The organism is Oceanobacillus sp. FSL K6-0251 (assembly GCF_038004725.1).
In the GTDB taxonomy this organism is placed as follows: domain Bacteria; phylum Bacillota; class Bacilli; order Bacillales; family Amphibacillaceae; genus Oceanobacillus; species Oceanobacillus oncorhynchi.
In genome coordinates, this window is sequence record NZ_JBBORS010000001.1 from 1184321 (window position 1) to 1208210 (window position 23890).

Genomic DNA, 23890 nt, shown 5'->3' on the forward strand with positions numbered 1-23890 from the left:
GTACAAAAAATGAAATAATTTAACATGTAAGTTTTCCTATACATTAGTAATTGAAGAGAGGCCGTTTCAAATGGAACAAAATAAAATCCCGCAGGCAACAGCAAAGCGTTTGCCTTTATATTACCGATTTTTAAATAATTTATATCAGCAAGGGAAGATGCGTGTATCTTCCAAAGAGTTAAGTGAGGCTGTTAAAGTAGATTCTGCAACGATCCGCAGAGACTTTTCCTATTTTGGTGCACTTGGGAAAAAAGGATACGGATATAATGTGGAGTATCTATTAGGGTTCTTTAAAAGTACACTGGACCAGCATGAGATAACGAATGTTGCTTTAATTGGTGTTGGAAACCTGGGAACTGCATTTTTGCATTATAACTTTTTAAAGAACAATAATATTCGTATCACGATGGCGTTTGATACGGATGATTCCAAGGTAGGCACGGAAGTTGGCGGTGTTCCCGTGTATCATGTGAATGAATTAGAGGATAAAATAAGCGGAATTGAAGTTGCTATTTTAACAATACCTGCAGAAGAAGCAGATGCCGCTGCGAACCGCCTTGTGGAGCTCGGTATTAAAGGTATTCTTAATTTCACGCCGGCACGTATTACCGTTCCAAACTATATTCGTGTCCATCACATTGATTTAACAGTAGAATTGCAATCACTTGTATACTTTTTGAAGCATTATTCCTTAGAAGAGGAGTAGGATATGCACAGAAGCTCCATAATGTTTTCTTAACCAATCTTCTGCTTTCTAATTGCAAAAAACTAGCTCTTTACAGAACTTCTAAATTTAAGAAGCTTCCTGCCTAAGAGCTAGTTTTTTATTTTTTATTCTTTACTTTAAAATAGAATCGCAGCATCCGGAAGCCGGCATAGAAGGTTAAAGCTGCAAATCCGGCGAATATAAGGGGAACTGTATCCCAGACGGATTCTCCCTTGCTGAGAACCCCGACATAAATAAATAAAACACCGAATAAAACATAAAGAATGGCTTTTATTAAATAAGGCTGATGCATGTTAACCTCCAAAGAATATGAGTTGTAATTGGTCAAGTCGTTTTTGAATTTCTTCTGGATCTAAGGAAAGCTGAGCCAGCACGACAAGGGTGTTCATCCCGGCATGTACGATGATAGGTACAAGAATTCGTTTTGTTTGTACATAAAGGAATGCAAAAACAAAGCCCATCGCAGCATATACTAGTATATGCAGAAAATCTGTATGAATCACGGCAAAAATAAGAGAAGAAATTAAAGCCGCAAAGAAAAAGTTCATTTTTTTATACAGCGAACCAAATATAATTTTCCGGAAAATGATTTCTTCTAAAATAGGCGCTAAAATTGCCGGAAGAACAATAAAAATTGGCACAGCCCGTGCCATGTTCATAATGCCTTGGGTATTCTCTGAACCGGGATCGATTCCAAATAGCTCCATTTCAATGGTGGCAGCCAGCCCTTGTGAAAGAAGGGCCATAATAATTCCCAGAACAGACCAGACAATAATACCGCCGATCCCGACAGCATCTGGATGAGCCCGGACCTGCATATCAGGCTTTAAGAGCCAGAGAACAATAACAAGGCCAAGAGTGAAACTAAAGACAGACCAATAAATACTGGCAAGCGCAAGGTTTACACCAAATATGGATGTAATCAGCGGGGCCATAAGTAAAACAGAAAATTGCATAATGATATATGTGAGAATGACATATGTATATCTTCGAGTCATAAAAACGCTCCTTCAACTATTATCGCCATAGGATATATTCTAACACAACTGTTACTGAAAATTATAATCAAAAGTACATCAAATCATGCATGAAACATTGAAAAAGAAAATAAACAAGGGTTAAAATAAGAAAGCAGAAAGTGAAAAGTAGAAGTTATCTTCAAAAAGTAAACGAATACAAGTTTTTCTAACACGATGGAACAGTATAAAAAAACTGAGGATTCACTGAAAAGCAATCGAATCTAAGTTTTTCTAACACGATGGAGCAGTATAAGAAAAACGAAGGATTCGCTGAAGAACAAGCGAATACAAGTTTTTCTAAAAATTCATCATCATCGTGCTTGCATTTTTTCCAAGAATTAATTATTATAATAATTGGAGTTAGCACTCAAGTGTATAGAGTGCTAATAAAAAATAAAATGATTTGGGATTAAGGAGGCAATTCTACATGATTAAACCATTAGGAGATCGTGTTGTTATCAAACTTGTTGAACAAGAAGAAACAACAGCAAGCGGAATCGTACTTCCAGACTCTGCAAAGGAAAAACCGCAAGAAGGTGAAGTAGTTGCAGTAGGATCTGGACGTGTGGAAGATGGGAAAAAAGTGGCACTGGAAGTTTCTGAAGGAGACCGCATTATTTTCTCTAAATTTGCTGGTACCGAAGTGAAATATGAAGGTACAGAATACTTAATTCTTCGTGAGAATGATATTTTAGCGATTGTAGGCTAATCAAAAATATACGATGAATCTTTAATGAAACCGTGAATCAATTTGAAGGAGGAAGATTAACATGGCTAAAGACATTAAATTTAGTGAAGACGCACGACGCGCAATGCTGCGTGGTGTGGACACCTTAGCAGATGCAGTAAAAGTAACCTTAGGACCAAAAGGCCGCAACGTGGTTTTAGATAAAAAATTCGGTTCTCCATTAATTACAAATGATGGCGTAACCATTGCAAAAGAAATCGAATTAGAAGATGCATTTGAAAACATGGGTGCGCAGCTTGTATCCGAAGTAGCATCTAAAACAAATGACGTTGCAGGTGACGGTACAACTACAGCAACTGTACTTGCTCAAGCAATGATTCGTGAAGGACTTAAAAACGTAACTTCCGGTGCAAATCCAGTTGGAATCCGCCGCGGTATCGAAAAAGCAGTTGAGCTGGCAGTGCAAGAATTAAAAGGCATTTCTCAGCCAATCGAAAGCAAAGAAGCAATTTCCCAAATTGCAGCTGTTTCTTCAGGCGACGGCGAAGTAGGTCAATTGATTGCAGAAGCAATGGAACGTGTAGGCAATGACGGTGTTATCACCATTGAAGAATCAAAAGGCTTCAACACAGAGCTTGAAGTAGTAGAAGGGATGCAATTCGATCGCGGATACTCTTCTCCTTATATGGTTACTGACCAAGATAAAATGGAAGCTGTACTAGAAGATCCATATATCTTGATTACAGATAAGAAAATTGGAAATATCCAGGAAGTACTGCCAGTGTTAGAACAAGTTGTTCAACAAGGCAAACCGCTTCTTATGATTGCAGAAGATGTTGAAGGCGAAGCACTTGCTACCTTAGTAGTAAACAAATTACGCGGTACATTCAACGCGGTAGCTGTGAAAGCTCCAGGATTCGGTGACCGCCGTAAAGCAATGCTTGAGGATATCGCTGTACTGACTGGTGCAGAAGTAATTACAGAAGACCTTGGACTGGATCTTAAATCAACAAGCATTGAGCAATTAGGACGTGCTTCTAAAGTTGTCGTAACCAAAGATGATACAACAATCGTAGAAGGCTCAGGAGACCCAGAAACAATCTCCAGCCGTGTGGCACAAATCCGTGCACAAGCAGAAGAAACAACTTCTGATTTCGATAAAGAAAAATTACAAGAGCGCCTGGCAAAATTAGCTGGCGGTGTTGCTGTCGTTAAAGTTGGTGCAGCTACAGAAACAGAATTGAAAGAACGTAAACTTCGCATTGAGGATGCACTGAACTCTACGCGTGCAGGTGTAGAAGAAGGAATGGTTCCTGGTGGCGGTACTGCCCTTGTGAACATCCACGGAAAAGTAAGCGAACTTAGCTTAGAAGGCGACGAAGCAACTGGTGCGAGCATCGTACTTCGTGCACTAGAAGAGCCGGTTCGTCAAATCGTTCATAATGCTGGACTGGAAGGTTCTATCATTGTAGAGCGTCTAAAAGGCGAAAAAGTAGGCATCGGCTACAATGCAGCAACAGACGAATGGGTAAACATGGTTGAGGCTGGAATCGTAGACCCAACGAAAGTAACTCGTTACGCGCTTCAAAACGCAGCATCTGTTGCAGCAATGTTCTTAACTACAGAAGCTGTCGTAGCAGATAAGCCGGATGAAAATGAAGGCGGCGGAATGCCTGATATGGGCGGCATGGGCGGTATGCCTGGGATGATGTAAGTCATTCGCTGAACGCTGATACAGCAATGGTTTGAACGGTCTAGTAATATAAATGACCGCATTTTGACCACATTTCATTAAAAATCAAGCAAATTATTCATGAGACTTCCGAATTTTTCGGAGTCTCTTTTTCTTACTTCTTCTGTTGTATGCAAATAAATGTTAGTTGTTGTTTTATCATCAGAATGACCTAATCTCTCCATGATTCTCTCTAAAGCAACACCAGCTTCTGCCAGCAAAGAGGTATGTGTGTGTCTCAACGAATGCGGAGATAAATCTTGATTCAATTCCTTTGTTTTCTTCAAAAGCCGTTTCATTCGTGAGTCAATCAATTTAGGATAGATAGGATATCCATAATAGTTATTTCGATTAACGAATATAAATTTCTCGTCGTGATAGGTTTCTCCAACTTCCTCTTTTAACTGATGATTCAATTCGATTGTTTCGAGGAGTACATTGGCTACTTTTGGGTCAATATCGATAGTCCTCACAGAGCTTTCCGTTTTAGGTGTTACCAGCTGATAATCAATAATATTATTTTTAGGGTTGTAATAAGTCTTAGTTATTTTTATAAAATGATGGTCATGTTCATTTATTAAATCTGTTTCTTTTAAAGCGCACATTTCTCCAACGCGCAGCCCTGAATAGGCTAATGTTAAAAATACTTGATAATCAAGATCGATACCTTCCTTTTTAGCAGTTAGTAAAAAATCTGCCAGTTTCCCTTTTTCCATGTATTTAGGTAAGTCATTCGTTGTTTCTAATTCTTCAACGGTTTTCTTTTTCTTTGATAAATAGGCGTATTCTGTAGGGTTTTTCTTAATTACTTCTAATTGTATCGCCTTTTTAAATATCATTTTTCCGGTAGTATGGATACCTTGTACCGTTTTGTAAGAGAATTTTTCTTGTAAATCATGTAATGCTTTTTGATATATATTCCATGCAATATCAATCATACGAATATTTCCCAAATGCTTATTAAGATTATTGATTTCGTGCTGCCTTATACGTATTGTTCCTGGTTTAACACTTCGTTCTTTTTCATAGATATCCAGCCACTTTTCCGCAAACTCATTAAAAGTAATGGGGTTATCATATACCATTTTTCCTAAATCGAGGTCGCTTAACAATGCTCTTGCAGCTCTTTCCGCCTCTGGTTTGGTATCAAAACCTCTCCTTGTAGTTTGTTTCTTTTTGCCTGTTATCGGATCATGAACAGTTCTGAGTTTAAACAACCACTTTTCGCCATTTTTAGTTTTGTACTTTTTAAAGCTCGCCATTATAAATCACCTTCATCCTTTATAAAGTGCTTTATTTAGAATGTATGTTCTATTTCGGGGTATAATTGAAGACGTACCTAAATACGCCCTCAGTTGATTATTTAATTTTTATTTAATGTTTGGATAGATTCAACGCTATTTATTATTTCGCCTTCGGTTACATTATCACCTTCAATATTTTCTCCAGATTCCCCGAAAACTTCTATTATTTCCTCAGGTTGTTCAACGGAAGTTCCTAGAATTGTTTGAAATGAAGTCCACACCCTTAATTCGCCCTCTGGCCAATCATTGACATCTATTTCTTCTGTGTAAATTCCATCCGAGACTTTCATTTCTCCATCAACAAAATATTCAAAGTCTTCTTCATGCGTAACCTCATAAGCAATCAATGTATCATCAGGAAGGTTTGTTTCACCTTCTATAACAATTGAATTCCCATCAATTTCAGCATTTGATTCCAATTCTACTTTAGTTGAAATTTCTTCTTCTGCAGAATTCGTCTTTCCATCGCCATCCCTATCATTTTCATCAAATTCTTCTGCGCCGTTGTCTTCATCAGCGGTTTCCGTGCTTCCGTCTCCATCTCTGTCTAATGCTACTTGTTTTTCTCTTTCTGATTCACCACCACATGCAGCGAGTAATAAAATAAGTGCAAAAACAAAAAATAATTTCTTCAAACTATCGACCTCTTTCAGTAATTTCTTTTTATCTATTTCACGGATAATCTATACAGCTTTCTGTATTATCCGGGCGACAGCGTTTTAATCTATTTATAGTATTTTTAACTCCCTTAATCGCTCCATATTTCTGAATTGATAATATAGCGTATTTGGAGCACGTTGGATAAAATCTGCATTTAACTCTTTTTGGTTTAATAGGCGAAATAAACAATTGATAAAATCTTACAAATGATATCAATATCTTACTCAACATTGTGAACAACCAATTCTTTGTTTACGGCTTTTGAACCACAATCGGGGCATTTATCCAAGTCTTTTACCTCTTTTTCCTGTTTTTGAGGCATAAAAAGAGCTGGCAAACACCCTGTACAGCACATCATATCTTTACCGGCATTGCTCATCGAGGCGCCAAAGCTTTCTAATTTTTCTCCATAGTTTTTGATAGATTCCTCTTTCCCGTAATACCATACTTTTCCGCACGCTGAACAGGTGCATTTAGTCTCTTTAATTTGCTTTGTGGTAGACGTTTTTTTCTCATTTTTTTGTTCAGTCTCCAATTGAGAAAAATCTATCATTTTATCAATCTTAGGAATCTCAAGAAATTGAACGAATCCGTCGATATCTCCTTGCTCAGCGAATTTAATTCCTGTTTTATCACCATTGTATAAAAAACTTATGGTAGGACTAGTCAACTTCTTTTCAACGAGTTCAACAGCGCTTATTTTGTTGTATTCAAACGATACGCTTTCTTTCTTATTGCAAAAAAACAATCTCATATTCGTTGCAAGGAAGATTCCGTTAATAGCAACCTTCTTTTCTTTAACATTCCCATCAAGCATCCCAAGAATCTTATGTTTAATACTTTCATCTTCCATTAGATGATTTTTAGCGAGTTTTGTTAAATTAATCATCTTTTTTGATTCGTTTTCCAACTCAATCGACCCCTCAATTAATTTTTATCTATATTAATGCCAATGGCTATGTATGTATTATCGTATTTTTAAATACAACAGAACTAAGAACGCAGGCTTCGAGTTATATATACCTATTTTAATACTAAAATTTTTTAAGGTGAGTCACTTCTTCTGGAACACTGTATATGCCACCGATTTCTTTTATAGACAAATTCGTATCCTTATATCGATAAATTGATTCATCCGGCAATAGTAATTCTACAGCAAACCTGTTCGCTTCTTGCTCTATTCTATCAACAGAAAGCAGAGTGTTTCTGCGTAGAAAGGGTGTGTTAGTCTTAGTGTGCAATTCCACATGTGCCAATTCATGCGCACTGGTAAACCTTTTGGTAGGATTGTTCAATTTGGAATTGAGAAAAATAAACTTATTCCTTCTTATATACTTATAAAAACCATAAATTTCTTCGTCCATATCTCTTTCGACGAGAATTATGTTTTTTGCAGCAATTATTTCGAATGGATTGTTAGTTTTATACTTTTTTGTTATGTTCTCTACAGTTTCCTTAATCCACATTTATAGACCCCCTGGTAAGTTACTGTTTCTTTTTGTGTTTGTTTGGGGCGTATTTTTTATTGATTCTAGTAGCTTGTCTCTCAGCGTATTCAAGTGCTTCCAATAAAGATTCTTTTGCATCTTCACTCATTGGTTCGCCCATAAAATTCAATCCATCTTCTCCAGTTCCTTCTTCTAAATCTTTTTTTATTATCGCCATTCTTTTAGCGATGTCTTTCTCATCTACAGCGGTTAAATCAGGGTCGTTTGTTCGTCCTAACAAATAGTCCGAAGTCACATCGAAAAACCTGGAAAATTTAATTAATGTGTCATAGTCAGGCTCTCTAATGCCCGTTTCGTATTTTGCAATAGCTGAGTAAGAGACTCCAATTTTTTTGGCCATGTCCTTTCTAGACAGTTTCTTTTCATTTCTTAATTGTTTTAATCTATCACTAAATTTCATAATTTTTATCCTCCAATTAACTTCTATTTTACACTATATGTCCAATAAATAAATAAAATTGGACGAAATGGATAAAAACTTATTGACATTAGACGTATTGTCCATTATTATTAATTTATAAGACAAAACGTCCAGAAAGGCGGTGAGAAAAATGAGAAAAAATTTAAGAGTTACCAGGATTGAAAAAGGCTATAAAGATGTTGAGTTATTCGCCGAAAAACTGGATATTTCTGCATCTTATTATTACAAAATTGAGCAAGGTATTAGAAGACCGAATGTTGATTTAGCTAAAAAGATAGCTGACATTCTATCTTCTACAGTAGATGATCTTTTTTTTAATCAAGATTTGGACGTTTCGTCCAACAAACAAAAACAAATCGTATAGGAGGTGATTTCAATAAAAAAACTGAAGCAACTACGCAATGACTTGCAATTATCTCAAACTGAGATGGCTGAAAAAATCGGTGTATCGATTTCCTATTATTCAAAAATTGAAGGTGATTTCAAAGAGCCGAGTTACCAATTCTTAAAGAAATTAAAAGCATCTTTTGGTTCAAAAGTAGATATGAATAACTTTTTTGAGTAAGACACTTTTCTACCCTTATTAGAAAAGTGCCACGGAAATTTTTAGAGATTCTAGCTGATAAGGGCAACTACCACAACTTCACTGGTATCGTCCCCAGCACTGCAAGGAGTATAAACTCTAATTCCTACAGTCTAGAATTTTTATCTCGGTTGTAAAGATTTTAGTGAGATAAAAATTCATAATCATTTTTACGATGCTGACTCATCGAAGGGTGACAACTGGCGATCACCAAGCGGAATTACCAGCTTATAGAATCACAGTTTTGTTCAAAAATGTGGACAAAAAAACCACTCCCTCTGTTTAAGGTATTGAACAAAAATATTATACCAATTAATTCACTAATAGTGAATATCTATTAATTATTTTAGAACACATTGTTTCTAACAAACCCTATAGGAGCATTCCTGTAATGAAGAAATTTGAGGTTTGAACAAAAAAGAGCCCTCTTGGTATAGTACAGGGTGTCATTGCAATGACCCCGAAATTAAAAAATACCAAGGAGGACTCATCCATGAATTATAATCAAAATCACAAAATATCGCAAATCACACCATCTACACTTGTAGTGGGAATAGACATTGCCAAAGACAAACATGTGGCACGAGCACAGGACGACAGAGGCTATGAATTTGGGAAAAGATTGATCTTTGAAAACCGAATAGAAGGCTTTGAAATCCTACTGGAATGGATTTCAAAGCTCCAGAAAGAACACGATAAAAACCATGTCATCATAGGAGCTGAGCCAACAGGTCACTATTGGATGAGTTTAGGTTATTATCTGATCAGCAAGGATACGGATTTTGTATTGGTTAATCCGATGCATGTCAAGAAAGCAAAAGAACTGGATGATAACTCGCCAACGAAAAATGATACCAAAGATGCGCGCGTGATTGCCCAGCTGGTGAAGGATGGGAGATACTCTATACCAAACCTTCTCGACGGCATCTATGCCGAGTTAAGAGAAGCCATGAAACTACGAGATCAACTCATCAAACAGCAGACAGTTACGGAAGGACGTATACAAAATAACATGCAGCGCTATTTTCCAGAGTTTCAGGATGTATTTAAACAATGGAATGGAAAGGCCGCATTATATACGTTACGGGCATTTCCATTTCCATCTGATATTCGTGATAAAACGCCAGAAGACGTACTGGAGGAATGGCAAACGGTCGTTAAACGTGGTGTTGGTATCAAACGAGCAACCAAACTGGTAGACAAAGCGAAGAAGAGTGTTGGCATAGAAATCGGCTTACGCTTTGCCAGACAAGAGCTACACAGCTTATTAGACCAATATGAGCTGTATGCAGAACAATTGAAAGAGCTGGATTTGGAAATAGAGGCGCTCTTAGGAGAGATACCAGGAGCAAAAGAAATGCTGGCTATCAAAGGACTGGGAGTAACAACCGTAGCTACCTTTTTCGCGGAAGTAGGAGATATATCAAATTATCATCATCCGCAACAACTCGTGAATCTGGCCGGCTTATCGTTGCGGGAGCACAGTTCCGGGAAATTCAAAGGGGAAACGAAAATAACGAAACGCGGACGGAAGAAACTGCGAAAGGCGATTTATTTAGCGATACGACCGCTCGTAGCGAATAATCCGACGTTTCAAACCTTGCATAGGTATTACACGACCCGCCCGGAAAATCCATTAAAGAAACAACAATCATTGATTGCGTTGTGTGGGAAATTATTACGTGCCTTGTTTGTCATTGGTCAAAAACAGTGTGAATTTGATGGAAGCAAGTTATTGAAAGGTTTACCTCAGATAGAAACTTTACAGGCAGCTTAAGCTGTAGAAGAAAGAAATAGCAACAAATGACCTTGGGAACTTAGAATACACAAACACCAATAATGCGGAGTCGGAGCTTATTTTTTCCATTCGGGCTAGACCCAGCATAGGAGCTTATTCCGACCTCCACCTTGTGGATACGCAGGACGAGGGAATGTATGGATACCAATCCCGTGATACATGGGAGGGTGAGCGACCATAAGAAGTGTGGAGTTACCAAGCATGGTTACACCATTTTTTACCAAATACTACCTGTTTGGTCGTTAGGATGGCTAGGAGTGCATTAGAATATTCTGTATTCTGACAAACGCTCCACCCCCACTATCCAACCCCAAATTGGATGTTTAAGAAATTCTAAGAAAACAAGAGCATTTCGGAGATATTTTAAGTATATAGAGGGAGGTCAACAAATGCCAACAGAAAAACCAGATGTTTTAGCCGGAATAGAAAACTACAGCATCGATAACTCGAAAAATCAAATGACTTTATTAATAAACATTCATGCAGATTTTGGTCAAATACAAGACAGTCTATGATCTAGTGAGAAAAATGTTATACGAAAATTTCCAGAAACAATATATCAACCAACACCCTAAAAAAACACAGAAATGAGGCTAACCAATGTTTCATAAAAGAAAAAATACAGTATCAAGAATCCAACAACAAATGAGCGTCGCTATATCTAAAATGAAAGATGATATTACCGAATTATACGCAGAAGCAAAGCAACTGCGAAAAGAGGTTCGCAAATTAACAAAAGAAGTCGAGCGACTAACAGAGCTTAAGGAAGATTTAAAAGAAGATTTTAGAAAAATGGGAGGGGGCAACTGATTTAATTATTACTCACTAGAATTTTTTCAGTATTTTATTTGTCTCCCGGAAGTCTCTCTTTGTTTTGTTATCTTGTTCTACTGTGATGTTACTTCGGCATTTTGGGCATTTAACCTTGCTACCAGATTTAGATATATTTTTAAATTTCACTTTGAATTTATGTCCACACCCCGGACAATTCATATCGACCTTTTCGTCGCCAATTAATGAATCTAAATTAATTTTACTCAATTAACCCCTACTTCCTAAAATTGCCCCCCCCAACGGCAATATTCGACAGGAAGTGAGGGAAAACCTTCTAAGGAGTGAAACATATGGACCAAATAAACGAAACGATAACTGTTTTATCCAACTATATTCAAAAAATTATTGAAAGTAGCTCCAGCGAAGAGCTGCAACTCTTACCGGAGCTAGTTAATGCATTATCTAATCTGATTTCTGTTTCTTCTCTTGATACGGATTTACATTACCGCGAACAACTTCGCGAAGGAAGTAAAAATCTTTTGCCACACCAGTAGCGTTGTCTAACCCGTTAGTAGATTGCCCATTAGCTCTTACTAACTTTGAATTATGTTCCAATAAAGCAATCGTTAATTCTGCAGCAATTTCATCTGCTGATTTTTCACTCATGATATATCCCTCCCTTCTAGTACCAGTTTACTAGAAAAGGATGGAAATAAAAATACAGGAGGAACCAAAATGAATCAATTACAAGTATTCGAAAATGAATTGTTTAAGGTTACTGCAAAAATAATTAATGGTGAACCATCATTCGATGTTGAACAGGTGGCTCGGTCGCTAGGATTTACTACCGTTGCCAGAAGTGGCAACGAAACAATTCGGTGGTCAAGAGTCAATTCTTATCTACCTGACAATTTGCCACAAGTGGCGAAAGGTGATTTTATCCCAGAACCACTGGTTTACAAATTAGCATTCAAAGCTAAAAACGAAATTGCTGAAAGATTTCAAGACTGGTTAGCAATTGATGTCATACCCTCAATTAGAAAAACTGGTGGGTACGTTCAAGAAAACAGAGCAATAGATTTTGTTAATTCCTGGTTACCACAACTAGATGAGAATTCTAAACATGCAGTTGCTTCAACACTTGAACAAAATAAGTATTTAGTGAATGAAAATCAAAAATTAGTAACTACTATTGAAACCCAAAAGCCAAAAGTTGTCTTCGCTGATGCCTATGAAGTTTCTAATGACCTAATCACCGTTAAAGAAATGGCAAATCTACTGAAACAAAAAGGCCTTGAAACTGGAGAAATACGATTTTATACATGGTTAAGAGATAACGGTTATGTCTGCAGAAAAGCAGGAGACATGTACAACTTGCCGACGCAGCGTTCTCTCGATTTAGGAATATTGGCAATAAAGAAAGGCGTAAGAACTGGAACCGGCGGCGCTATACGTCAAACCAGGACAACTAAAGTTACAGGAAAAGGTCAAATTTATTTTGTAAACAAATTATTGCCGGAATTGGCGGTGATTTAATGGCTGAAATCAAACAGTTCAACAGTTTTCCGGTTAGTTTCAATAGATTAAAAGGTTTCACCAATCAAAAGGTATTAGCTGAATATTACCATCATGATGTTCCGTCGGAACCATCTGTATCTGTCTTGAACGTAGCCGAATATGTCTCATTTCTTGATTTCGAAACAGAAAATTTTATCGGTATAAGATTTGCTGACGGAACAAACGTTGATTTTTCCAGTCAAATTTACAATACCAATCTTTCTAATGATTCTGTGGTGTTTTCTTCAAAGAATGACGAAGAGACTTACTGCATTATCACATTAATTTAAAGGAGTGATCTAAATGTCTCAAGAAATCCAAGAACTCGAAGCCAGATTATTCGAGGAAAGATTGAAAGAACTATGCAGACGAGCCTACAACCAAGGTCTTGATGATGCACGTACTAATCAATCTTATCCTCCAATGTTTAAAAAAGAAGATGTCGCAGACTATTTCCAAGTCTCTAAAGCGTCTGTGGAAAACATCATTCGTATGAGTGGTTTCCCAAAATCGAAAATTGTGAACGCAAGATACCCAAGAGACGAGGTGATCAAGTGGGCTAATGCGTCCGAAAACATCGAGCGTGTAAACCTATTAAAACAAGCAAACTAGAAACCAACTGAGGGTTGTCGGTAATTACATTATAACTCTATCAATCTATGAATACTGGTCTCCCTTTGAACATGTTCACGTCATGAACATTCGGAGGAGGTGAGAAAAATTGAATGTTGAAGAATCACTGAAATTCATGCGTAAAAGGAGAGGATTGAGCCAAGAACAACTTGCTCCCAAGCTGCATATGTCCAGAGTAAATTTATCAAAAATTGAGCGAGGGCTAGTTTCAATTCGAACAGAAGATTATTTCCGATGGGCGAAGGTGACTAATTCGCAAGATGTACTAATAGCGATTGCTTGTAACATCGATTTGACAATTGCAGCTGATCTAATTTCAAACGTCACGGACACGATAAACAGCGTCGGAACAATATTGATGGCTTTAGGAGGGATTTGGTGAAAGAAAAAGGCGATAGCGGACTTGCTTATATCGGAATTATTTTAGCTTTATTCATTATCATTACGCAAATTTAGGGGGGTACATGCGATGGATATTATCGAAAGATTGGAAAAACAAAGTCAGTGTTTTATTGATTGCTGCAAGTTAGGGATGCAAGCCATTGAAAAAGGAGAATTTGAGAAGTCTGACCAGTTTTATCTAGACGCTCAAAAATCTTTAAACGCATTAAGAAACATTGGAGAAGAAAGCAAGAACCGTGCTGTTAAAGCATTGCTGAATAATATCAGTAAGTCACATGGAGAAGTATTGAGGTCCCGGATATGAGAAGCGAACGTTTTATCAAGTGGTTCTATGGATTGGGTTTTGTAGGGGCAATGACGTTTCTTTATTACATGATGATTAACGTATAGGAGGGAATGAAATGAAAATCAGAGCTGGTAATTGGCAGTCGCTTAAAGACAGCCACAAAGAGATTCTTATACAAATTTGGTATGACAAAACGCAAAGAAAGGGTGCTTAATATGGACCATCCAGATATTGAAAATACCTTACGCACTGGATATCCAACACTACAAAAACGATTAGAGGACAAGCCCGGAGATTATTGGGATCCGATTAAATGGATGAAGGATATTGAAGAGAGATATAAAAAAAGCACCTCTGCAAAGGCGCTTTAAACAATCATAGTGGAAAACTATTTACGTGCCTATTATACGGCACTAAGGAGGATTTGGCAATGAATCGTTTTGTCCAAATATACAAGAATTACATGGCATCAGGTTTATCTGATGATGAAGCATTCAATCGTACTGTTAGCAAAATCGCTTGGAAAGGCGGAACTATTGACGATTTACAAGAATTAGAGATAGCTCATATGAATGATGTACGAGCAGATTTTGACCAAATTATCAAAGAGTTAGGAGAGATGTTCAATGAACGAGCTACAGTCTAGCTTGAACCAGTATTTAGAAGAGCAGGAGCAGACAGAACGTGAGTCTTTTGTTGTAGATACCGATGAAAAAGCCAATTGGGCATTAAGGAAAATAAAGCAAGCGCAACAGAAACAAATCGAAGCTAACGCCTTAGCAACGGAAGAGCAAGACAAGATTGAAGCTTGGTATCAATCTGAAAGAGAAAAAGCACAGAGAGACATTGATTATTTCCAAGGGATGCTTGCACATTATGCTGTGAAAAAAAGAGAGAAAGACCCCAAGTTTAAGTCTCAGAAATTACCGAATGGCCGCATTAAGTTTGTTAAGAAGCAACCTAAATTTAACTATAAAGATGAATCAGTAGTGAAATTTCTTGAAGAATTAGAACGTGAGGACTTATTAAAAGTTACCAAAGAACCTAAAAAAGCAGAAATAAAAAAAGCATTTGTTATCAATGAGGACAAGCTTATTGATCCAGACACTGGCGAAGTAGTAGACGGCGTCACAATAGAGCACCTTGAAGATGAATTTAAAGTCGAGGTGGATAAGGAATGAGAGGGGCACGAAGTAATTTAGGAGGACATTATGTCGGAACAGGCATGAATCATTGGGAAGAATCAGAAGAAAATTACAAAAACCATAAAGTGCATGTCAGATTAGAAAACGATTATGAATCAATGGAATCAGAAGAATTTGACAAACTGTGTGAAGAATTATCCGGGGAGGTTAAAACCTATAAAAAAGATGAGGTGAATAAGGGATGAATAAATCTGAATCCATTGTCGAAATTAGCAAAGCATTAGCTAAATTTCAGGGTGAGGTAAAGCAGCCTCTAAAAGATGCGGACAATCCTTTCTTTAAAAGCAAATATGTTCCATTAGAGAACGTTGTTGAAGCTATCAGCAGTATTGCTCCTAATCATGGATTGTCATTCGTTCAGTGGGCTTTAAATGATGAAAACGGGCGTGTTGGCGTAGCTACTATGCTGATGCATGAATCTGGTGAATTTATAGAGTTTGACCCGGTGTTTATAAACGCTGAGAAACAAACACCACAAGGCGCAGGTTCATTAATCACTTATTTAAAAAGATATAGCTTATCGGCGGTATTCGGCATCACAAGTGACCAGGACGATGATGCAAATGAATCAAGTGGCAACAACCAAAATAATCAACAACAAAACTTCAATCGCAATCAAAATTCTCAATCCAAAGGGAATTTAACTGAAAACCAAGTTAAACGATTGTACGCAATAGCTAAAAGCGCAAGTGTGGCAGCTAATGATGTCAAAAGCGCTATTAATCAATTATTCAATAAAACAGACCCATACCAACTTACCAAGCAAGAATATGATGCTATTTGCAAAAGATTAGAAGAAAAGAAAGGAGCATAATATGCCAGCAGTTCCAAAGCCGAAACACAAAAGAAGAGTGCCTACCCAAAAAGAAATTACCAGAATTACAAATAAAGCACGTGACGAGGTTTTGAGAAGGTCAGAAGGTAAATGTGAGAGGTGCGGAAGAACAAGAGCATACGCCTTTGAAATCAGTCATTTAGTACAAGCTTCACAAGGTGGGCCCGGTAGTGTTCCTGTCAATCTAGTTTTACTCTGTGGACCATCTGTAAATACAGGAACTTGCCATAACTTCGCTGATTATACAAGAGCTGGCAGAGAATGGCGAATGCAAAAGAAATTAGAGTTGGAAGCTTATTATGCACAATAAATCAAACGTAAGGCTCCCGGAGCATATCTGGGAGCTATCTAAAAACGAACAGGAGCTAAAACAGCGCATCCTAAATTATATGCGTAGGTATCCCGGATATACCATTTTAGAGGTTAAAGGTAGATTTGCAGTGTGCGAGATATCTAGATAAGTAATTTAAGCAATACAGGTAAAGGGTGATGATATTGGAAGGTTATATAAAACTGTATAGGAAAGTCATGGATAGTCCAGTTTGGGATGACCCAAATTATTTAAAACTTTGGATGTTTTGTTTAATGAAAGCAACGCATAAAGAAAGAGAAGTTTTAATTGGAAACCAAGTCATCACCCTTGAACCTGGACAATTCATTACTGGAAGAAAATCTCTAGCAGAAGATCTCAATAAGGGTATGAAACCTAAATTTAGGCAAAGTGAGATTTCATGGTGGAGGTATCTGAACAACCTCGAAAAACAGGAAATGTTGAACATCAAAAAAACAAACAAATACAGCGTAGTAACAATAACTAAATGGGGAGACTACCAAATAAATGAACAACAGATGAACAACAAAAGAACATCAAATGAACAACAGATGAACACAAACAAGAATGTAAAGAATGATAAGAATGTAAAGAAAGAAGAAGAGGTGAGCCCGTTCAAACTTTTTGAAGAAAATATCTGCATGCTGAATCCATTAAACAGAGATTCTTTGATTGACTGGTGTGAAGATCTTGGTGATGACCTGGTAATTGCAGCTATAAAGTTAGGCGCTAAGTATAACGCCCGTTCTTATAAATACGTGGAAGATATTTTCAAAGAATGGGTTCAGCACAATATAAAAACAGTAGAAGAGGCCAGGATTTATGTGAAAGAAAAAAACAAACGCACAAGTAATATTGTAGATTTTTCATCTAAGAAGAAAGCCAATGGCGTTGATTGGGGAGGATTTGATATCAGTGACTAAAGCAGAGGTATTAGAACTTTTTAAACTAATCAAGTCCATATATCCAAATTTTGAAGTAACACAAGAAAAAATCGATATGTGGGCAGATGTTATGAAAGGCATGGATTTCGACAGAGTGATGGCGAGGGCAAAGGAACACGTAACAACGAATAAGTTTCCGCCGACTATCGCAGAAATATCAGCTTATGCACCAGAAAAGAATGAACACCTAGAGAAGTTCGAAAGATGGAAACGTGAAGCTGCGCAGGTCCCGGAATCAAAAAAACGTGAATTCTATGAAGCTGTAAAAAAACTGGTTGAGGATAAAAGTAAATGAATTATAACGAAACAGCAGAACAATCAGTAATAGGCTCTTTACTTCTGGAAGGCAGCCTGATTGGAAATTTAACCATTGAATCAAAACATTTCTATTCAGCGAGACATAAACGCATCTATGAAGCGATGCAGAAGGTAGATGCTAAAGGGATTGAGATTAATGTTGTCACTGTCGTAACGGAATTAGGTGATTCAATAAGCGAGGTTGGCGGTGTAACTTACCTCACTGAGTTGGCTGAATCCGTACCAAGCACTGCGCCAATCAAAAACTATGAATCTAGTATTTATGAGGATTATCGATTGCGAGAAAGTCAGAAATTAGCCTCTGAGTACATGAAATCACCTAGCGAGGAATCACTTCATAAACTCATGGTGGATTTAGACAAAGTGAAGGATGAAGGCATCCAAACTGACGAAAAGACAGTGAAAGACTATCTCATGGAGATTGCAGAAGAATTGATGCATCCGGATGAATCGCAAAGTAAAGGGCATCCAACAGGTTATAAAGATTTGGATGAAATGACAGGCGGCACGCAATCGGGAGACTTAATTATCATCGCTGCGCGACCAAGCGTTGGAAAGACCGCATTTGCTTTGAATATTGGCTCTGGACACTGCAAAAACGGCGGCATGTCACACATATACAGTTTGGAAATGGGACCGGCAGCACTTTTGAAACGGATGATTTCAACTGAGGGCCGTGTGGACATTCAAAAATGGCAGTCAATGGTTTTTTCTCAAGAGGATTACGACAAGGCGATGACAGCTATTGGTGTTATATCTAACTGGAAGCTAGAAATTTATAAGCAGACAAACACAATCAATCAGATCAAAGCATCTATCCGTAAAGCTGTACAAGACAATCCGAATGAAAAACATCTTGTCATCATTGATTACCTGCAGCTGATAGCTTCAACAGGGAAACACGAGCGCCGGGACCTTGAAGTCGGAGCGATGACCAGAGATTTAAAACTGTTAGCACAAGAACTGAATATACCAATCATTTTACTATCACAGCTTTCCAGAGGCGTTGAACAAAGGCAAGACAAGCGACCAATGATGTCAGACCTTAGGGAATCCGGAAATATTGAGCAGGATGCGGATTTAATCGGTTTTCTGTACAGGGACGATTACTACGATAAGGAATCAGAGAAACAGAACATCATTGAAATTATCATATCCAAGCAAAGACAAGGGCCGACCGGAACAGTGGAATTAGCTTTCTTGAAGGAATATGGGGAGTTTGTGAGTTTAGCTAGAAACTATGAGGAGGTTGCATATGGGTAATTTAATCGGGCACGCAGAGCATAAAGAAGAGGAATTTGATGTCTTGGTTGAAGTGGTCACAAATGAATTTAGGCAAGAAGCACTTACGGAAATACAACTAAGACAGGCGTTGAAAAAGTCATTCATGTTAGGTCACAGCGCGGGTCATTCAAGGGGAGAAATTTATCTCGAAAGACGATTGAGCGAATTAGGAGGTTTTGATCAATGAACAGATTTGCAAAAGAGACTCAAGAATATCTTAGGAGGTATGCGTGATGAAAGCCTGGCATGTTCAAGATACACAAGGTGAGCATCAAGAAATAGTATTTGCGGAAAAACGCAGTGAGGCGATAAATCAAAGCGAAGCATACTCACTTGAAGGTGAATGGACAAACGTAAGAGCTAGACGAGCTAAATACGCAGATGGATTAGAAAATAATTCTGATGAAGTTATTGAAGCATCGATCCAGAATGGTTGGTGGCATGAATGCTTCGACTGTTCAGACATTGTCACAGAAGAGAAGAAATATCTAATAAGAGCAGGTAGGGTCTATTGTGAAAACTGTCAAGAAGGTGCAACCAATGAGCGCTGAAATGATTCCAACGGATAAACGAGAGTTGCATCTTAAGCCGGGATTAGATTATGTGTACGCATTTGAGGATTTGGAACTAACCTTCACCAAGAAACAGCTGGACCGCATAGCATTTCTTTGGGAAGCAGGCTATGAGTGGGGAGATATCGCAGAAAAAGAGCGTCGCCCGGAATTAGAAATTTTACTTGGATTAATCCATTTAGCAAGGCGAAGGGTTTTTAAAAGACCTTTTGCGTTTAGATCGCCAAATTAGCAACGAGAGATACCTTATTTAAAGAGATTAATAGATTCGAGACTAAATATATACAAAGATGTTAAAACGTCTCAAATTAACCAAATGGAGGGTTATTTCATGACAACCAAAGAAAAGAGAGAATCACATGTTTTTATGCAGATTGATAACTGTCGTGTTGTTGGATATGACGAAAGAAATGTACTGGTCGAGAGGAACGAATTAACAAAAGACCCACGCACAAAAGAAGAAAAGTACAGATGGAGAGTTAAAGGCTATTATGCCTCTATCAGACAAGCGTTGTATGGAATCTTAAATAAAGAGTGGCTGATTGACGAAAATGCAGTGAGCGACTTAATAGCTACTTAAAACAGGTAGAGGGATCAAACCAAAAGGTACTGGATGCATTGGAGGGATAGCATGAAACAAAAGATATTAGATGCTGGGTTAGCTGTTTTATTGGTTAGTGCTGTTATTGCAATGTTTGTTATGGCTAACGAAGTCAAAGAAGTACATGCAGAGAATGAACAATTAAAGCAAGAGAACGCAGATTTGCTGCTAGATAAAATCAATCTGGAAATCGATTTAGAAAATGCTTTGGATGCTTATTGGCAGTTGAATAATCAGTTAGAAAGAAAACAGGGTGCCGATTAGCATTAAACATCTAACTTTATAAATGTTCGAGGGATTAATCGAAGGAGGAATCGTGATGGATGAACGGATAAAAGAATATGAACAATTATGGTCGGAAGGCTATACGAAGTTTGTTCCGGATTTATTGGAATATACGAGGAATCTTGAAAACAAGGCACAGGAATTGGAAGAAGAAATTGAACGTACAGATAACAGCCTTGCAAACGCATATATGCAGTATCAAAAACAATATGAACGAGTAAAGGAGCTGGAGAAAGAAAACCTGCGCTATAAAAAGACTTTGGAGTTTTATGCGGATGCAAATAATCACGGCGACAGCATTGAAGATTTTGAATATGAACCTCCGATTTATCACGATAACGGAGGGAAAGCACGCCGAGCATTGAGAGGAGAATCTACATGAAAAAATGCATTGATTGCAAAGTAAACGAAGTACGGAACAATAGCAGTAGCTTATGTGATAAGTGTTTTGATAAGGATCTTGAAAGAAAAGTAGTGCAGGCTCCGGAGCAAAGTTGGTGGTAAGTTATGAAACACTACGAAGCATATGACGGAACGGATCTGATTGCAGAGGGTACTGCGCCACAAATTATTAATAAATTAGGTATAACGAAAAGCAGGTTCTATTACTGGAAAAGAAAAGCTATCGCCGGTAATGATGAGGGGTTCAATGTGATTGAGATAGATAAACCACCTGAATACGCAGTTTATAAAGGTGAAGAGTTTTTATTCATCGACACTAGGGAGAACATCATACAAAAGCTAGGAATTAATAAAAGAACCTTCACTTTTTATATGTCTCCGGCAAATGCTAAGAGGGACGGCGGAGATAAGTTGATAATATTCGATTTAGACAAGGAGGTTGATTGATGCGCAAAATCTATGTCAAAGAAACCACCAAGAAAACGCACGATGAGGATGTATTGATTGTTGTAAAAACGTATCACAGCAAGGTAAGGGATTATGATTATGTGATTTTTAAATAGGGGGGATGAGGATGGAATTTCATACATGGATTTATCTGTTAGGAGTTGTTCTTGGAGGGTTTGTAGGATTCACTAACGGTATGCAACACGGCTACAAGAAAGGAATGGAAAAAGGTAAAGAAATTTGGAGAAGGTAGTCAACAGTCGAATCTATTACGGGAAAATAAGGAGGTCAATCAATGAAAATCAAAAAGATGCATCCAGATGCGGTATTACCTAAATACGCACAACAAGGCGATTCAGGATTTGATTTAGTTGCTGTGGAAGATGTGGTTATCGAAACAGGAGAAACTAAATTAATCAAAACAGGGTTGGCGTTTGATATTCCGGATGGTTTTGAAATACAGGTAAGACCACGATCCGGCATTACTTTGAAAACAAAATTGAGAGTGCAACTTGGCACGATTGATTCCAATTATCGTGGTGAGGTTGGAGTGATAGTGGATAATACAGAAGAGAAAATTTATGTACGTGGAATTGGATATTATAACTCTATAGATGGTGGATTTTCAGATACGCATGGAGGAGAAGATATCCTGCCAGGTACTTATATTATTCATAAAGGTGACCGAATAGCACAAGGGATACTTGCTCCAGTAGCTAGAACAGAATTTGAAGAAGTGGACAAGCTTTCTGAATCAGATCGTGGAGTGAATGGATATGGTTCGACTGGGGTTAAGTGTACAGGAGGAGATAAAGCATGATTAGTTACGATAAAATTATACAAGATTTAAAAGACGAAAGACAGATAATATTATGCAAAGCAAAAGAAGGGAGATTAGGTACAGATTTAGCAAGAGGGGCATTGCACATGCTAGATAAATTAATTATGAAATATGAGGATGATATGGAGGGTTGACATGAGCGACATCGAAGTACAGCAACGCAAATCAGAACTTATCAAAGGGCTTCGGCGCCTTGGAATCTTTCATACTAGCGATGGTAGAAAGCTAGAGGATTGCAGTTTTTATACTGTCCTGTGGAATTATATAGACGTTAAGTGCAAGGAAGGTAGATTACTCAGCGAGGAGTGATTGATATTGAGAGCAATTAGCATTGTTAAACACGTCGACAAAGTCAAATGTCTGGAAATGTGCAGGAACAAGGAAGATGAGGGGTTTATCTGTGTGAAGCCTATGCAGCACAATTTTAGCTGGTATGAGGCTGTTTATGTAAAAGAGGTGGTTAAGTGAATCAAGGCAAGCGAGGAATGGCGTTAGAAAACATGATTGAGTATTCCAATAAAATTTATAAAAACAAGGGTATCGCTCTTATTGATAAAGTACCTACGCCATGGAGTGTTAGCTACAACAAGAAGAACGGCAGAGTAGCCAGGGCATTCCCACAAAAGAAAGGCACTGTGGACTTTGTAGGAGTTAGTCATGGGCGATCAATCGCATTCGATGCCAAGAATACCAAAGAGCGCACACGATTCCCTTTATCAAATGTTGAGCAGCATCAAGTGGATTATCTAACTAAGCACCAAGACCAAGGCGGCATATCATTCTTCATCATCTATTTCGAAAAGCACCAAGAAGCTTATGTAATGCCGATAGACAAGTTTATTGAGTGGTGGGAGGGGCAAACCCAAGGAGGAAGAAAAAGCATCCCATATGACTGGTTTGTGGTTAATGTGGATGTTATTCAGACTAAGAGGGGTGTTCCGTTGGATTATATAGACACTCTTCTAAACCAAGCTAAATTCTATATGAGAATAGGGAAATACGAGTTAAAGGCAATAGAAAGTGATTCGGATTTGATTCGTAATCCACCAGTTAAAAGCGAAGGGGTGACGAAGTGATAATAGTATTTCAAATAGTATTAATAATGATTATTATGATGATGGTCAATAAGATGGTTGATTCAAAGGAGGATAAATCCACTAAACAAAACAGCGCGATGGTTTGTTGCATAGCAATTGCTGCAACGTGTGTGACATTTATTTGGTAAGGAGGGGTTATATGAGTAAGTACTTTATTCAGACAAGAACTATATGGCAAAGAGAAGGTGGGAATTTAATCGAACCAGAGTGGGCAACTGGAGATGAGTTCGATAATTTCACAAAAGCAGAAACAAGGTGCCGAGAAATTATCGAAAACACTAATATCAAAGCTAACGACATTCGTATTTGCAAAGTAGTAGGAGAATTTGAGTCAACTGTGTCAGTCAAAACTAAGGAACAAGGGTGATTGTGTGGAAACAAGCAAAGTAGAAATCAATCTGAGGGAAGATGCAGTAATTGTAGTTAAAAATGGGGAAGTGCAACGGATTCCTAAGCCTGATAGTGGTTTTGGGGAAACAAGCATCACATGGCAGAATGGGAAGATTCACGCCAAAAAGGTTAGTTATACGATGAAATAGGAGGGCGAAAACTATCAAAGACTTAGGATTTAGACACGTTTATACTATTTTCCCGTGTATTTTTAAAAGAAATTTACCAGAATTTATACTTGATGCT

The 23890-nt window shown here is 37.7% G+C and carries 45 protein-coding genes; 35 read left to right on the forward strand and 10 right to left on the reverse strand.

Annotated elements, in window-relative coordinates; genetic code table 11:
- Positions 1 to 70: 70 nt before the first annotated feature.
- Positions 71 to 706 carry a redox-sensing transcriptional repressor Rex gene (locus MKY45_RS05985; RefSeq protein WP_042532530.1) on the forward strand — a complete coding sequence of 212 codons (636 nt, stop codon included), beginning with the start codon at positions 71 to 73 and terminating at the stop codon, positions 704 to 706.
- A gap of 118 nt (positions 707 to 824) precedes the next feature.
- Here MKY45_RS05985 and MKY45_RS05990 read toward each other — a convergent pair whose 3' ends face one another.
- The gene (locus MKY45_RS05990; RefSeq protein WP_042532532.1) at positions 825 to 1019 is read right to left on the reverse strand and encodes a DUF4305 domain-containing protein; all 195 of its coding nucleotides are present in this window, start codon (positions 1017 to 1019) and stop codon (positions 825 to 827) included.
- Between the two features lies 1 nt (position 1020).
- Positions 1021 to 1725 (reverse strand): CPBP family intramembrane glutamic endopeptidase, encoded by a 705-nt coding sequence (locus MKY45_RS05995; RefSeq protein ID WP_042532533.1) that lies wholly within the window; start codon positions 1723 to 1725, stop codon positions 1021 to 1023.
- Positions 1726 to 2173: 448 nt separating this feature from the next.
- On the opposite strand from MKY45_RS05995, the gene groES reads away from it, so the two are divergent.
- Positions 2174 to 2455: a co-chaperone GroES gene (groES, locus tag MKY45_RS06000; protein ID WP_042532535.1), complete on the forward strand. Its 282-nt coding sequence runs from the start codon at positions 2174 to 2176 to the stop codon at positions 2453 to 2455.
- Between the two features lie 61 nt (positions 2456 to 2516).
- A complete protein-coding gene (gene groL / locus MKY45_RS06005; protein ID WP_042532537.1) occupies positions 2517 to 4148 on the forward strand; it encodes a chaperonin GroEL in 1632 nt (543 codons plus the stop codon).
- 77 nt (positions 4149 to 4225) lie between these two features.
- Here the strand turns inward: groL and MKY45_RS06010 are convergent, their stop codons facing one another.
- The 6 genes from MKY45_RS06010 to MKY45_RS06035 form a co-directional block, all read right to left on the reverse strand.
- Positions 4226 to 5428 carry a site-specific integrase gene (locus MKY45_RS06010; protein ID WP_341172653.1) on the reverse strand — a complete coding sequence of 401 codons (1203 nt, stop codon included), beginning with the start codon at positions 5426 to 5428 and terminating at the stop codon, positions 4226 to 4228.
- A 101-nt stretch (positions 5429 to 5529) separates the two neighbouring features.
- Positions 5530 to 6105: a hypothetical protein gene (locus MKY45_RS06015; RefSeq protein ID WP_341172654.1), complete on the reverse strand. Its 576-nt coding sequence runs from the start codon at positions 6103 to 6105 to the stop codon at positions 5530 to 5532.
- A gap of 37 nt (positions 6106 to 6142) precedes the next feature.
- Complete coding sequence (gene yidD, locus MKY45_RS06020) at positions 6143 to 6361, reverse strand: membrane protein insertion efficiency factor YidD (RefSeq protein ID WP_341172655.1); 219 nt, start codon at positions 6359 to 6361, stop codon at positions 6143 to 6145.
- Entirely contained in the window at positions 6351 to 7040 is a 690-nt protein-coding gene (locus MKY45_RS06025) for a PH domain-containing protein (protein ID WP_341172656.1), read from the reverse strand. The genes yidD and MKY45_RS06025 overlap by 11 nt, the downstream gene beginning before the upstream one ends.
- Positions 7041 to 7164: 124 nt before the next feature.
- Complete coding sequence (locus MKY45_RS06030) at positions 7165 to 7596, reverse strand: ImmA/IrrE family metallo-endopeptidase (protein WP_341172657.1); 432 nt, start codon at positions 7594 to 7596, stop codon at positions 7165 to 7167.
- Positions 7597 to 7615: 19 nt separating this feature from the next.
- The gene (locus MKY45_RS06035; RefSeq protein WP_341172658.1) at positions 7616 to 8038 is read right to left on the reverse strand and encodes a helix-turn-helix domain-containing protein; all 423 of its coding nucleotides are present in this window, start codon (positions 8036 to 8038) and stop codon (positions 7616 to 7618) included.
- Between the two features lie 151 nt (positions 8039 to 8189).
- Between MKY45_RS06035 and MKY45_RS06040 the strand changes: the two genes are divergently transcribed.
- The 5 genes from MKY45_RS06040 (at position 8190) to MKY45_RS06055 (ending at position 11250) form a co-directional block, all read left to right on the forward strand.
- On the forward strand, positions 8190 to 8423 hold the full coding sequence (locus MKY45_RS06040) for a helix-turn-helix transcriptional regulator (protein WP_341172659.1): 234 nt from the start codon (positions 8190 to 8192) through the stop codon (positions 8421 to 8423).
- Between the two features lie 3 nt (positions 8424 to 8426).
- Entirely contained in the window at positions 8427 to 8624 is a 198-nt protein-coding gene (locus MKY45_RS23250; protein ID WP_445667620.1) for a helix-turn-helix domain-containing protein, read from the forward strand.
- 511 nt (positions 8625 to 9135) lie between these two features.
- Positions 9136 to 10419 carry an IS110 family transposase gene (locus MKY45_RS06045; RefSeq protein ID WP_341035585.1) on the forward strand — a complete coding sequence of 428 codons (1284 nt, stop codon included), beginning with the start codon at positions 9136 to 9138 and terminating at the stop codon, positions 10417 to 10419.
- Between the two features lie 410 nt (positions 10420 to 10829).
- Positions 10830 to 10955, forward strand: coding sequence for a hypothetical protein (locus tag MKY45_RS06050; protein WP_341172660.1), 126 nt, complete (start codon positions 10830 to 10832; stop codon positions 10953 to 10955).
- 85 nt (positions 10956 to 11040) lie between these two features.
- Entirely contained in the window at positions 11041 to 11250 is a 210-nt protein-coding gene (locus MKY45_RS06055; RefSeq protein WP_341172661.1) for a hypothetical protein, read from the forward strand.
- A 15-nt stretch (positions 11251 to 11265) separates the two neighbouring features.
- Here MKY45_RS06055 and MKY45_RS23255 read toward each other — a convergent pair whose 3' ends face one another.
- On the reverse strand, positions 11266 to 11433 hold the full coding sequence (locus tag MKY45_RS23255) for a DUF7836 family putative zinc-binding protein (protein ID WP_445667635.1): 168 nt from the start codon (positions 11431 to 11433) through the stop codon (positions 11266 to 11268).
- Between the two features lie 243 nt (positions 11434 to 11676).
- Positions 11677 to 11880, reverse strand: a complete 204-nt coding sequence (locus MKY45_RS06060) for a hypothetical protein (protein WP_332094320.1) — start codon at positions 11878 to 11880, stop codon at positions 11677 to 11679.
- 69 nt (positions 11881 to 11949) lie between these two features.
- Between MKY45_RS06060 and MKY45_RS06065 the strand changes: the two genes are divergently transcribed.
- From MKY45_RS06065 to MKY45_RS06195, 27 genes are all read left to right on the forward strand, one after another.
- Complete coding sequence (locus MKY45_RS06065) at positions 11950 to 12750, forward strand: phage antirepressor (RefSeq protein ID WP_341172662.1); 801 nt, start codon at positions 11950 to 11952, stop codon at positions 12748 to 12750.
- Entirely contained in the window at positions 12750 to 13061 is a 312-nt protein-coding gene (locus tag MKY45_RS06070) for a hypothetical protein (protein ID WP_339236813.1), read from the forward strand. Before MKY45_RS06065 ends, MKY45_RS06070 begins: the two co-directional genes overlap by 1 nt.
- A gap of 13 nt (positions 13062 to 13074) precedes the next feature.
- Complete coding sequence (locus tag MKY45_RS06075; protein WP_332094315.1) at positions 13075 to 13383, forward strand: hypothetical protein; 309 nt, start codon at positions 13075 to 13077, stop codon at positions 13381 to 13383.
- A 109-nt stretch (positions 13384 to 13492) separates the two neighbouring features.
- On the forward strand, positions 13493 to 13786 hold the full coding sequence (locus MKY45_RS06080; protein WP_341172663.1) for a helix-turn-helix domain-containing protein: 294 nt from the start codon (positions 13493 to 13495) through the stop codon (positions 13784 to 13786).
- An 87-nt stretch (positions 13787 to 13873) separates the two neighbouring features.
- Positions 13874 to 14110 (forward strand): hypothetical protein, encoded by a 237-nt coding sequence (locus MKY45_RS06085; protein ID WP_341172664.1) that lies wholly within the window; start codon positions 13874 to 13876, stop codon positions 14108 to 14110.
- 197 nt (positions 14111 to 14307) lie between these two features.
- The gene (locus MKY45_RS06090; protein ID WP_341172665.1) at positions 14308 to 14463 is read left to right on the forward strand and encodes a hypothetical protein; all 156 of its coding nucleotides are present in this window, start codon (positions 14308 to 14310) and stop codon (positions 14461 to 14463) included.
- Between the two features lie 59 nt (positions 14464 to 14522).
- Positions 14523 to 14738 carry a hypothetical protein gene (locus MKY45_RS06095; protein ID WP_341172666.1) on the forward strand — a complete coding sequence of 72 codons (216 nt, stop codon included), beginning with the start codon at positions 14523 to 14525 and terminating at the stop codon, positions 14736 to 14738.
- The gene (locus MKY45_RS06100; RefSeq protein ID WP_341172667.1) at positions 14719 to 15273 is read left to right on the forward strand and encodes a host-nuclease inhibitor Gam family protein; all 555 of its coding nucleotides are present in this window, start codon (positions 14719 to 14721) and stop codon (positions 15271 to 15273) included. The genes MKY45_RS06095 and MKY45_RS06100 overlap by 20 nt, the downstream gene beginning before the upstream one ends.
- A complete protein-coding gene (locus MKY45_RS06105) occupies positions 15270 to 15482 on the forward strand; it encodes a hypothetical protein (protein WP_341172668.1) in 213 nt (70 codons plus the stop codon). Before MKY45_RS06100 ends, MKY45_RS06105 begins: the two co-directional genes overlap by 4 nt.
- Entirely contained in the window at positions 15479 to 16111 is a 633-nt protein-coding gene (locus MKY45_RS06110) for an ERF family protein (RefSeq protein ID WP_341172669.1), read from the forward strand. Before MKY45_RS06105 ends, MKY45_RS06110 begins: the two co-directional genes overlap by 4 nt.
- Before the next feature lies 1 nt (position 16112).
- Positions 16113 to 16442: an HNH endonuclease gene (locus MKY45_RS06115; RefSeq protein ID WP_341172670.1), complete on the forward strand. Its 330-nt coding sequence runs from the start codon at positions 16113 to 16115 to the stop codon at positions 16440 to 16442.
- 185 nt (positions 16443 to 16627) lie between these two features.
- Positions 16628 to 17386 (forward strand): DnaD domain-containing protein, encoded by a 759-nt coding sequence (locus tag MKY45_RS06120; protein ID WP_341172671.1) that lies wholly within the window; start codon positions 16628 to 16630, stop codon positions 17384 to 17386.
- Positions 17379 to 17702 (forward strand): replicative helicase loader/inhibitor, encoded by a 324-nt coding sequence (locus MKY45_RS06125; protein ID WP_042530298.1) that lies wholly within the window; start codon positions 17379 to 17381, stop codon positions 17700 to 17702. Before MKY45_RS06120 ends, MKY45_RS06125 begins: the two co-directional genes overlap by 8 nt.
- The gene (gene dnaB, locus MKY45_RS06130) at positions 17699 to 18988 is read left to right on the forward strand and encodes a replicative DNA helicase (RefSeq protein ID WP_341172672.1); all 1290 of its coding nucleotides are present in this window, start codon (positions 17699 to 17701) and stop codon (positions 18986 to 18988) included. The genes MKY45_RS06125 and dnaB overlap by 4 nt, the downstream gene beginning before the upstream one ends.
- Positions 18981 to 19196 (forward strand): hypothetical protein, encoded by a 216-nt coding sequence (locus tag MKY45_RS06135; RefSeq protein WP_341172673.1) that lies wholly within the window; start codon positions 18981 to 18983, stop codon positions 19194 to 19196. Before dnaB ends, MKY45_RS06135 begins: the two co-directional genes overlap by 8 nt.
- Positions 19197 to 19242: 46 nt before the next feature.
- Positions 19243 to 19560: a hypothetical protein gene (locus tag MKY45_RS06140; RefSeq protein ID WP_341172674.1), complete on the forward strand. Its 318-nt coding sequence runs from the start codon at positions 19243 to 19245 to the stop codon at positions 19558 to 19560.
- Entirely contained in the window at positions 19550 to 19813 is a 264-nt protein-coding gene (locus MKY45_RS06145; RefSeq protein WP_341172675.1) for a hypothetical protein, read from the forward strand. Before MKY45_RS06140 ends, MKY45_RS06145 begins: the two co-directional genes overlap by 11 nt.
- A 99-nt stretch (positions 19814 to 19912) precedes the next feature.
- Complete coding sequence (locus MKY45_RS06150) at positions 19913 to 20161, forward strand: hypothetical protein (RefSeq protein ID WP_341172676.1); 249 nt, start codon at positions 19913 to 19915, stop codon at positions 20159 to 20161.
- A 51-nt stretch (positions 20162 to 20212) separates the two neighbouring features.
- Entirely contained in the window at positions 20213 to 20446 is a 234-nt protein-coding gene (locus tag MKY45_RS06155) for a hypothetical protein (RefSeq protein WP_339183273.1), read from the forward strand.
- Positions 20447 to 20501: 55 nt separating this feature from the next.
- Complete coding sequence (locus MKY45_RS06160) at positions 20502 to 20849, forward strand: hypothetical protein (RefSeq protein WP_341172677.1); 348 nt, start codon at positions 20502 to 20504, stop codon at positions 20847 to 20849.
- A gap of 125 nt (positions 20850 to 20974) precedes the next feature.
- Complete coding sequence (locus MKY45_RS06165) at positions 20975 to 21316, forward strand: hypothetical protein (protein ID WP_341172678.1); 342 nt, start codon at positions 20975 to 20977, stop codon at positions 21314 to 21316.
- 127 nt (positions 21317 to 21443) lie between these two features.
- Entirely contained in the window at positions 21444 to 21569 is a 126-nt protein-coding gene (locus MKY45_RS06170; protein ID WP_341172679.1) for a hypothetical protein, read from the forward strand.
- A 42-nt stretch (positions 21570 to 21611) separates the two neighbouring features.
- Complete coding sequence (locus MKY45_RS06175; protein WP_341172680.1) at positions 21612 to 22136, forward strand: dUTP diphosphatase; 525 nt, start codon at positions 21612 to 21614, stop codon at positions 22134 to 22136.
- Positions 22133 to 22291, forward strand: a complete 159-nt coding sequence (locus tag MKY45_RS06180) for a hypothetical protein (RefSeq protein WP_341172681.1) — start codon at positions 22133 to 22135, stop codon at positions 22289 to 22291. Before MKY45_RS06175 ends, MKY45_RS06180 begins: the two co-directional genes overlap by 4 nt.
- 330 nt (positions 22292 to 22621) lie before the next feature.
- The gene (gene recU, locus MKY45_RS06185; protein WP_341172682.1) at positions 22622 to 23233 is read left to right on the forward strand and encodes a Holliday junction resolvase RecU; all 612 of its coding nucleotides are present in this window, start codon (positions 22622 to 22624) and stop codon (positions 23231 to 23233) included.
- 160 nt (positions 23234 to 23393) lie between these two features.
- Entirely contained in the window at positions 23394 to 23621 is a 228-nt protein-coding gene (locus tag MKY45_RS06190; protein WP_341172683.1) for a hypothetical protein, read from the forward strand.
- A 4-nt stretch (positions 23622 to 23625) separates the two neighbouring features.
- Positions 23626 to 23793, forward strand: coding sequence for a DUF3954 domain-containing protein (locus tag MKY45_RS06195; protein WP_341172684.1), 168 nt, complete (start codon positions 23626 to 23628; stop codon positions 23791 to 23793).
- The last annotated feature ends 97 nt before the right edge of the window (positions 23794 to 23890 follow it).

Bases quoted from the DNA above. Each gene is read 5' to 3' on its own strand.
- MKY45_RS06035 (WP_341172658.1), bottom strand. From the start codon at position 8,038: ATGAAATTTAGTGATAGATTAAAACAATTAAGAAATGAAAAGAAACTG.
- MKY45_RS06050 (WP_341172660.1), top strand. From the start codon at position 10,830: ATGCCAACAGAAAAACCAGATGTTTTAGCCGGAATAGAAAACTACAGC.
- MKY45_RS06140 (WP_341172674.1), top strand. From the start codon at position 19,243: ATGAAAGCCTGGCATGTTCAAGATACACAAGGTGAGCATCAAGAAATA.
- MKY45_RS06060 (WP_332094320.1), bottom strand. From the start codon at position 11,880: ATGAGTGAAAAATCAGCAGATGAAATTGCTGCAGAATTAACGATTGCT.
- MKY45_RS06065 (WP_341172662.1), top strand. From the start codon at position 11,950: ATGAATCAATTACAAGTATTCGAAAATGAATTGTTTAAGGTTACTGCA.
- MKY45_RS06165 (WP_341172678.1), top strand. From the start codon at position 20,975: ATGAAACACTACGAAGCATATGACGGAACGGATCTGATTGCAGAGGGT.
- MKY45_RS06160 (WP_341172677.1), top strand. From the start codon at position 20,502: ATGGATGAACGGATAAAAGAATATGAACAATTATGGTCGGAAGGCTAT.
- MKY45_RS06095 (WP_341172666.1), top strand. From the start codon at position 14,523: ATGAATCGTTTTGTCCAAATATACAAGAATTACATGGCATCAGGTTTA.
- MKY45_RS06135 (WP_341172673.1), top strand. From the start codon at position 18,981: ATGGGTAATTTAATCGGGCACGCAGAGCATAAAGAAGAGGAATTTGAT.
- MKY45_RS06175 (WP_341172680.1), top strand. From the start codon at position 21,612: ATGAAAATCAAAAAGATGCATCCAGATGCGGTATTACCTAAATACGCA.
- MKY45_RS05995 (WP_042532533.1), bottom strand. From the start codon at position 1,725: ATGACTCGAAGATATACATATGTCATTCTCACATATATCATTATGCAA.
- MKY45_RS06170 (WP_341172679.1), top strand. From the start codon at position 21,444: ATGGAATTTCATACATGGATTTATCTGTTAGGAGTTGTTCTTGGAGGG.
- MKY45_RS06090 (WP_341172665.1), top strand. From the start codon at position 14,308: ATGGACCATCCAGATATTGAAAATACCTTACGCACTGGATATCCAACA.
- MKY45_RS23255 (WP_445667635.1), bottom strand. From the start codon at position 11,433: ATGAATTGTCCGGGGTGTGGACATAAATTCAAAGTGAAATTTAAAAAT.
- MKY45_RS06055 (WP_341172661.1), top strand. From the start codon at position 11,041: ATGTTTCATAAAAGAAAAAATACAGTATCAAGAATCCAACAACAAATG.
- yidD (WP_341172655.1), bottom strand. From the start codon at position 6,361: ATGTTGAGTAAGATATTGATATCATTTGTAAGATTTTATCAATTGTTT.
- MKY45_RS06105 (WP_341172668.1), top strand. From the start codon at position 15,270: ATGAGAGGGGCACGAAGTAATTTAGGAGGACATTATGTCGGAACAGGC.
- MKY45_RS06085 (WP_341172664.1), top strand. From the start codon at position 13,874: ATGGATATTATCGAAAGATTGGAAAAACAAAGTCAGTGTTTTATTGAT.
- MKY45_RS05985 (WP_042532530.1), top strand. From the start codon at position 71: ATGGAACAAAATAAAATCCCGCAGGCAACAGCAAAGCGTTTGCCTTTA.
- MKY45_RS06180 (WP_341172681.1), top strand. From the start codon at position 22,133: ATGATTAGTTACGATAAAATTATACAAGATTTAAAAGACGAAAGACAG.
- MKY45_RS06115 (WP_341172670.1), top strand. From the start codon at position 16,113: ATGCCAGCAGTTCCAAAGCCGAAACACAAAAGAAGAGTGCCTACCCAA.
- MKY45_RS06100 (WP_341172667.1), top strand. From the start codon at position 14,719: ATGAACGAGCTACAGTCTAGCTTGAACCAGTATTTAGAAGAGCAGGAG.
- dnaB (WP_341172672.1), top strand. From the start codon at position 17,699: ATGAATTATAACGAAACAGCAGAACAATCAGTAATAGGCTCTTTACTT.
- MKY45_RS06075 (WP_332094315.1), top strand. From the start codon at position 13,075: ATGTCTCAAGAAATCCAAGAACTCGAAGCCAGATTATTCGAGGAAAGA.
- MKY45_RS06010 (WP_341172653.1), bottom strand. From the start codon at position 5,428: ATGGCGAGCTTTAAAAAGTACAAAACTAAAAATGGCGAAAAGTGGTTG.
- groL (WP_042532537.1), top strand. From the start codon at position 2,517: ATGGCTAAAGACATTAAATTTAGTGAAGACGCACGACGCGCAATGCTG.
- MKY45_RS06150 (WP_341172676.1), top strand. From the start codon at position 19,913: ATGACAACCAAAGAAAAGAGAGAATCACATGTTTTTATGCAGATTGAT.
- MKY45_RS06030 (WP_341172657.1), bottom strand. From the start codon at position 7,596: ATGTGGATTAAGGAAACTGTAGAGAACATAACAAAAAAGTATAAAACT.
- MKY45_RS06070 (WP_339236813.1), top strand. From the start codon at position 12,750: ATGGCTGAAATCAAACAGTTCAACAGTTTTCCGGTTAGTTTCAATAGA.
- MKY45_RS06110 (WP_341172669.1), top strand. From the start codon at position 15,479: ATGAATAAATCTGAATCCATTGTCGAAATTAGCAAAGCATTAGCTAAA.
- MKY45_RS06045 (WP_341035585.1), top strand. From the start codon at position 9,136: ATGAATTATAATCAAAATCACAAAATATCGCAAATCACACCATCTACA.
- MKY45_RS05990 (WP_042532532.1), bottom strand. From the start codon at position 1,019: ATGCATCAGCCTTATTTAATAAAAGCCATTCTTTATGTTTTATTCGGT.
- MKY45_RS06155 (WP_339183273.1), top strand. From the start codon at position 20,213: ATGAAACAAAAGATATTAGATGCTGGGTTAGCTGTTTTATTGGTTAGT.
- MKY45_RS06145 (WP_341172675.1), top strand. From the start codon at position 19,550: ATGAGCGCTGAAATGATTCCAACGGATAAACGAGAGTTGCATCTTAAG.
- MKY45_RS06190 (WP_341172683.1), top strand. From the start codon at position 23,394: ATGAGTAAGTACTTTATTCAGACAAGAACTATATGGCAAAGAGAAGGT.
- groES (WP_042532535.1), top strand. From the start codon at position 2,174: ATGATTAAACCATTAGGAGATCGTGTTGTTATCAAACTTGTTGAACAA.
- MKY45_RS06040 (WP_341172659.1), top strand. From the start codon at position 8,190: ATGAGAAAAAATTTAAGAGTTACCAGGATTGAAAAAGGCTATAAAGAT.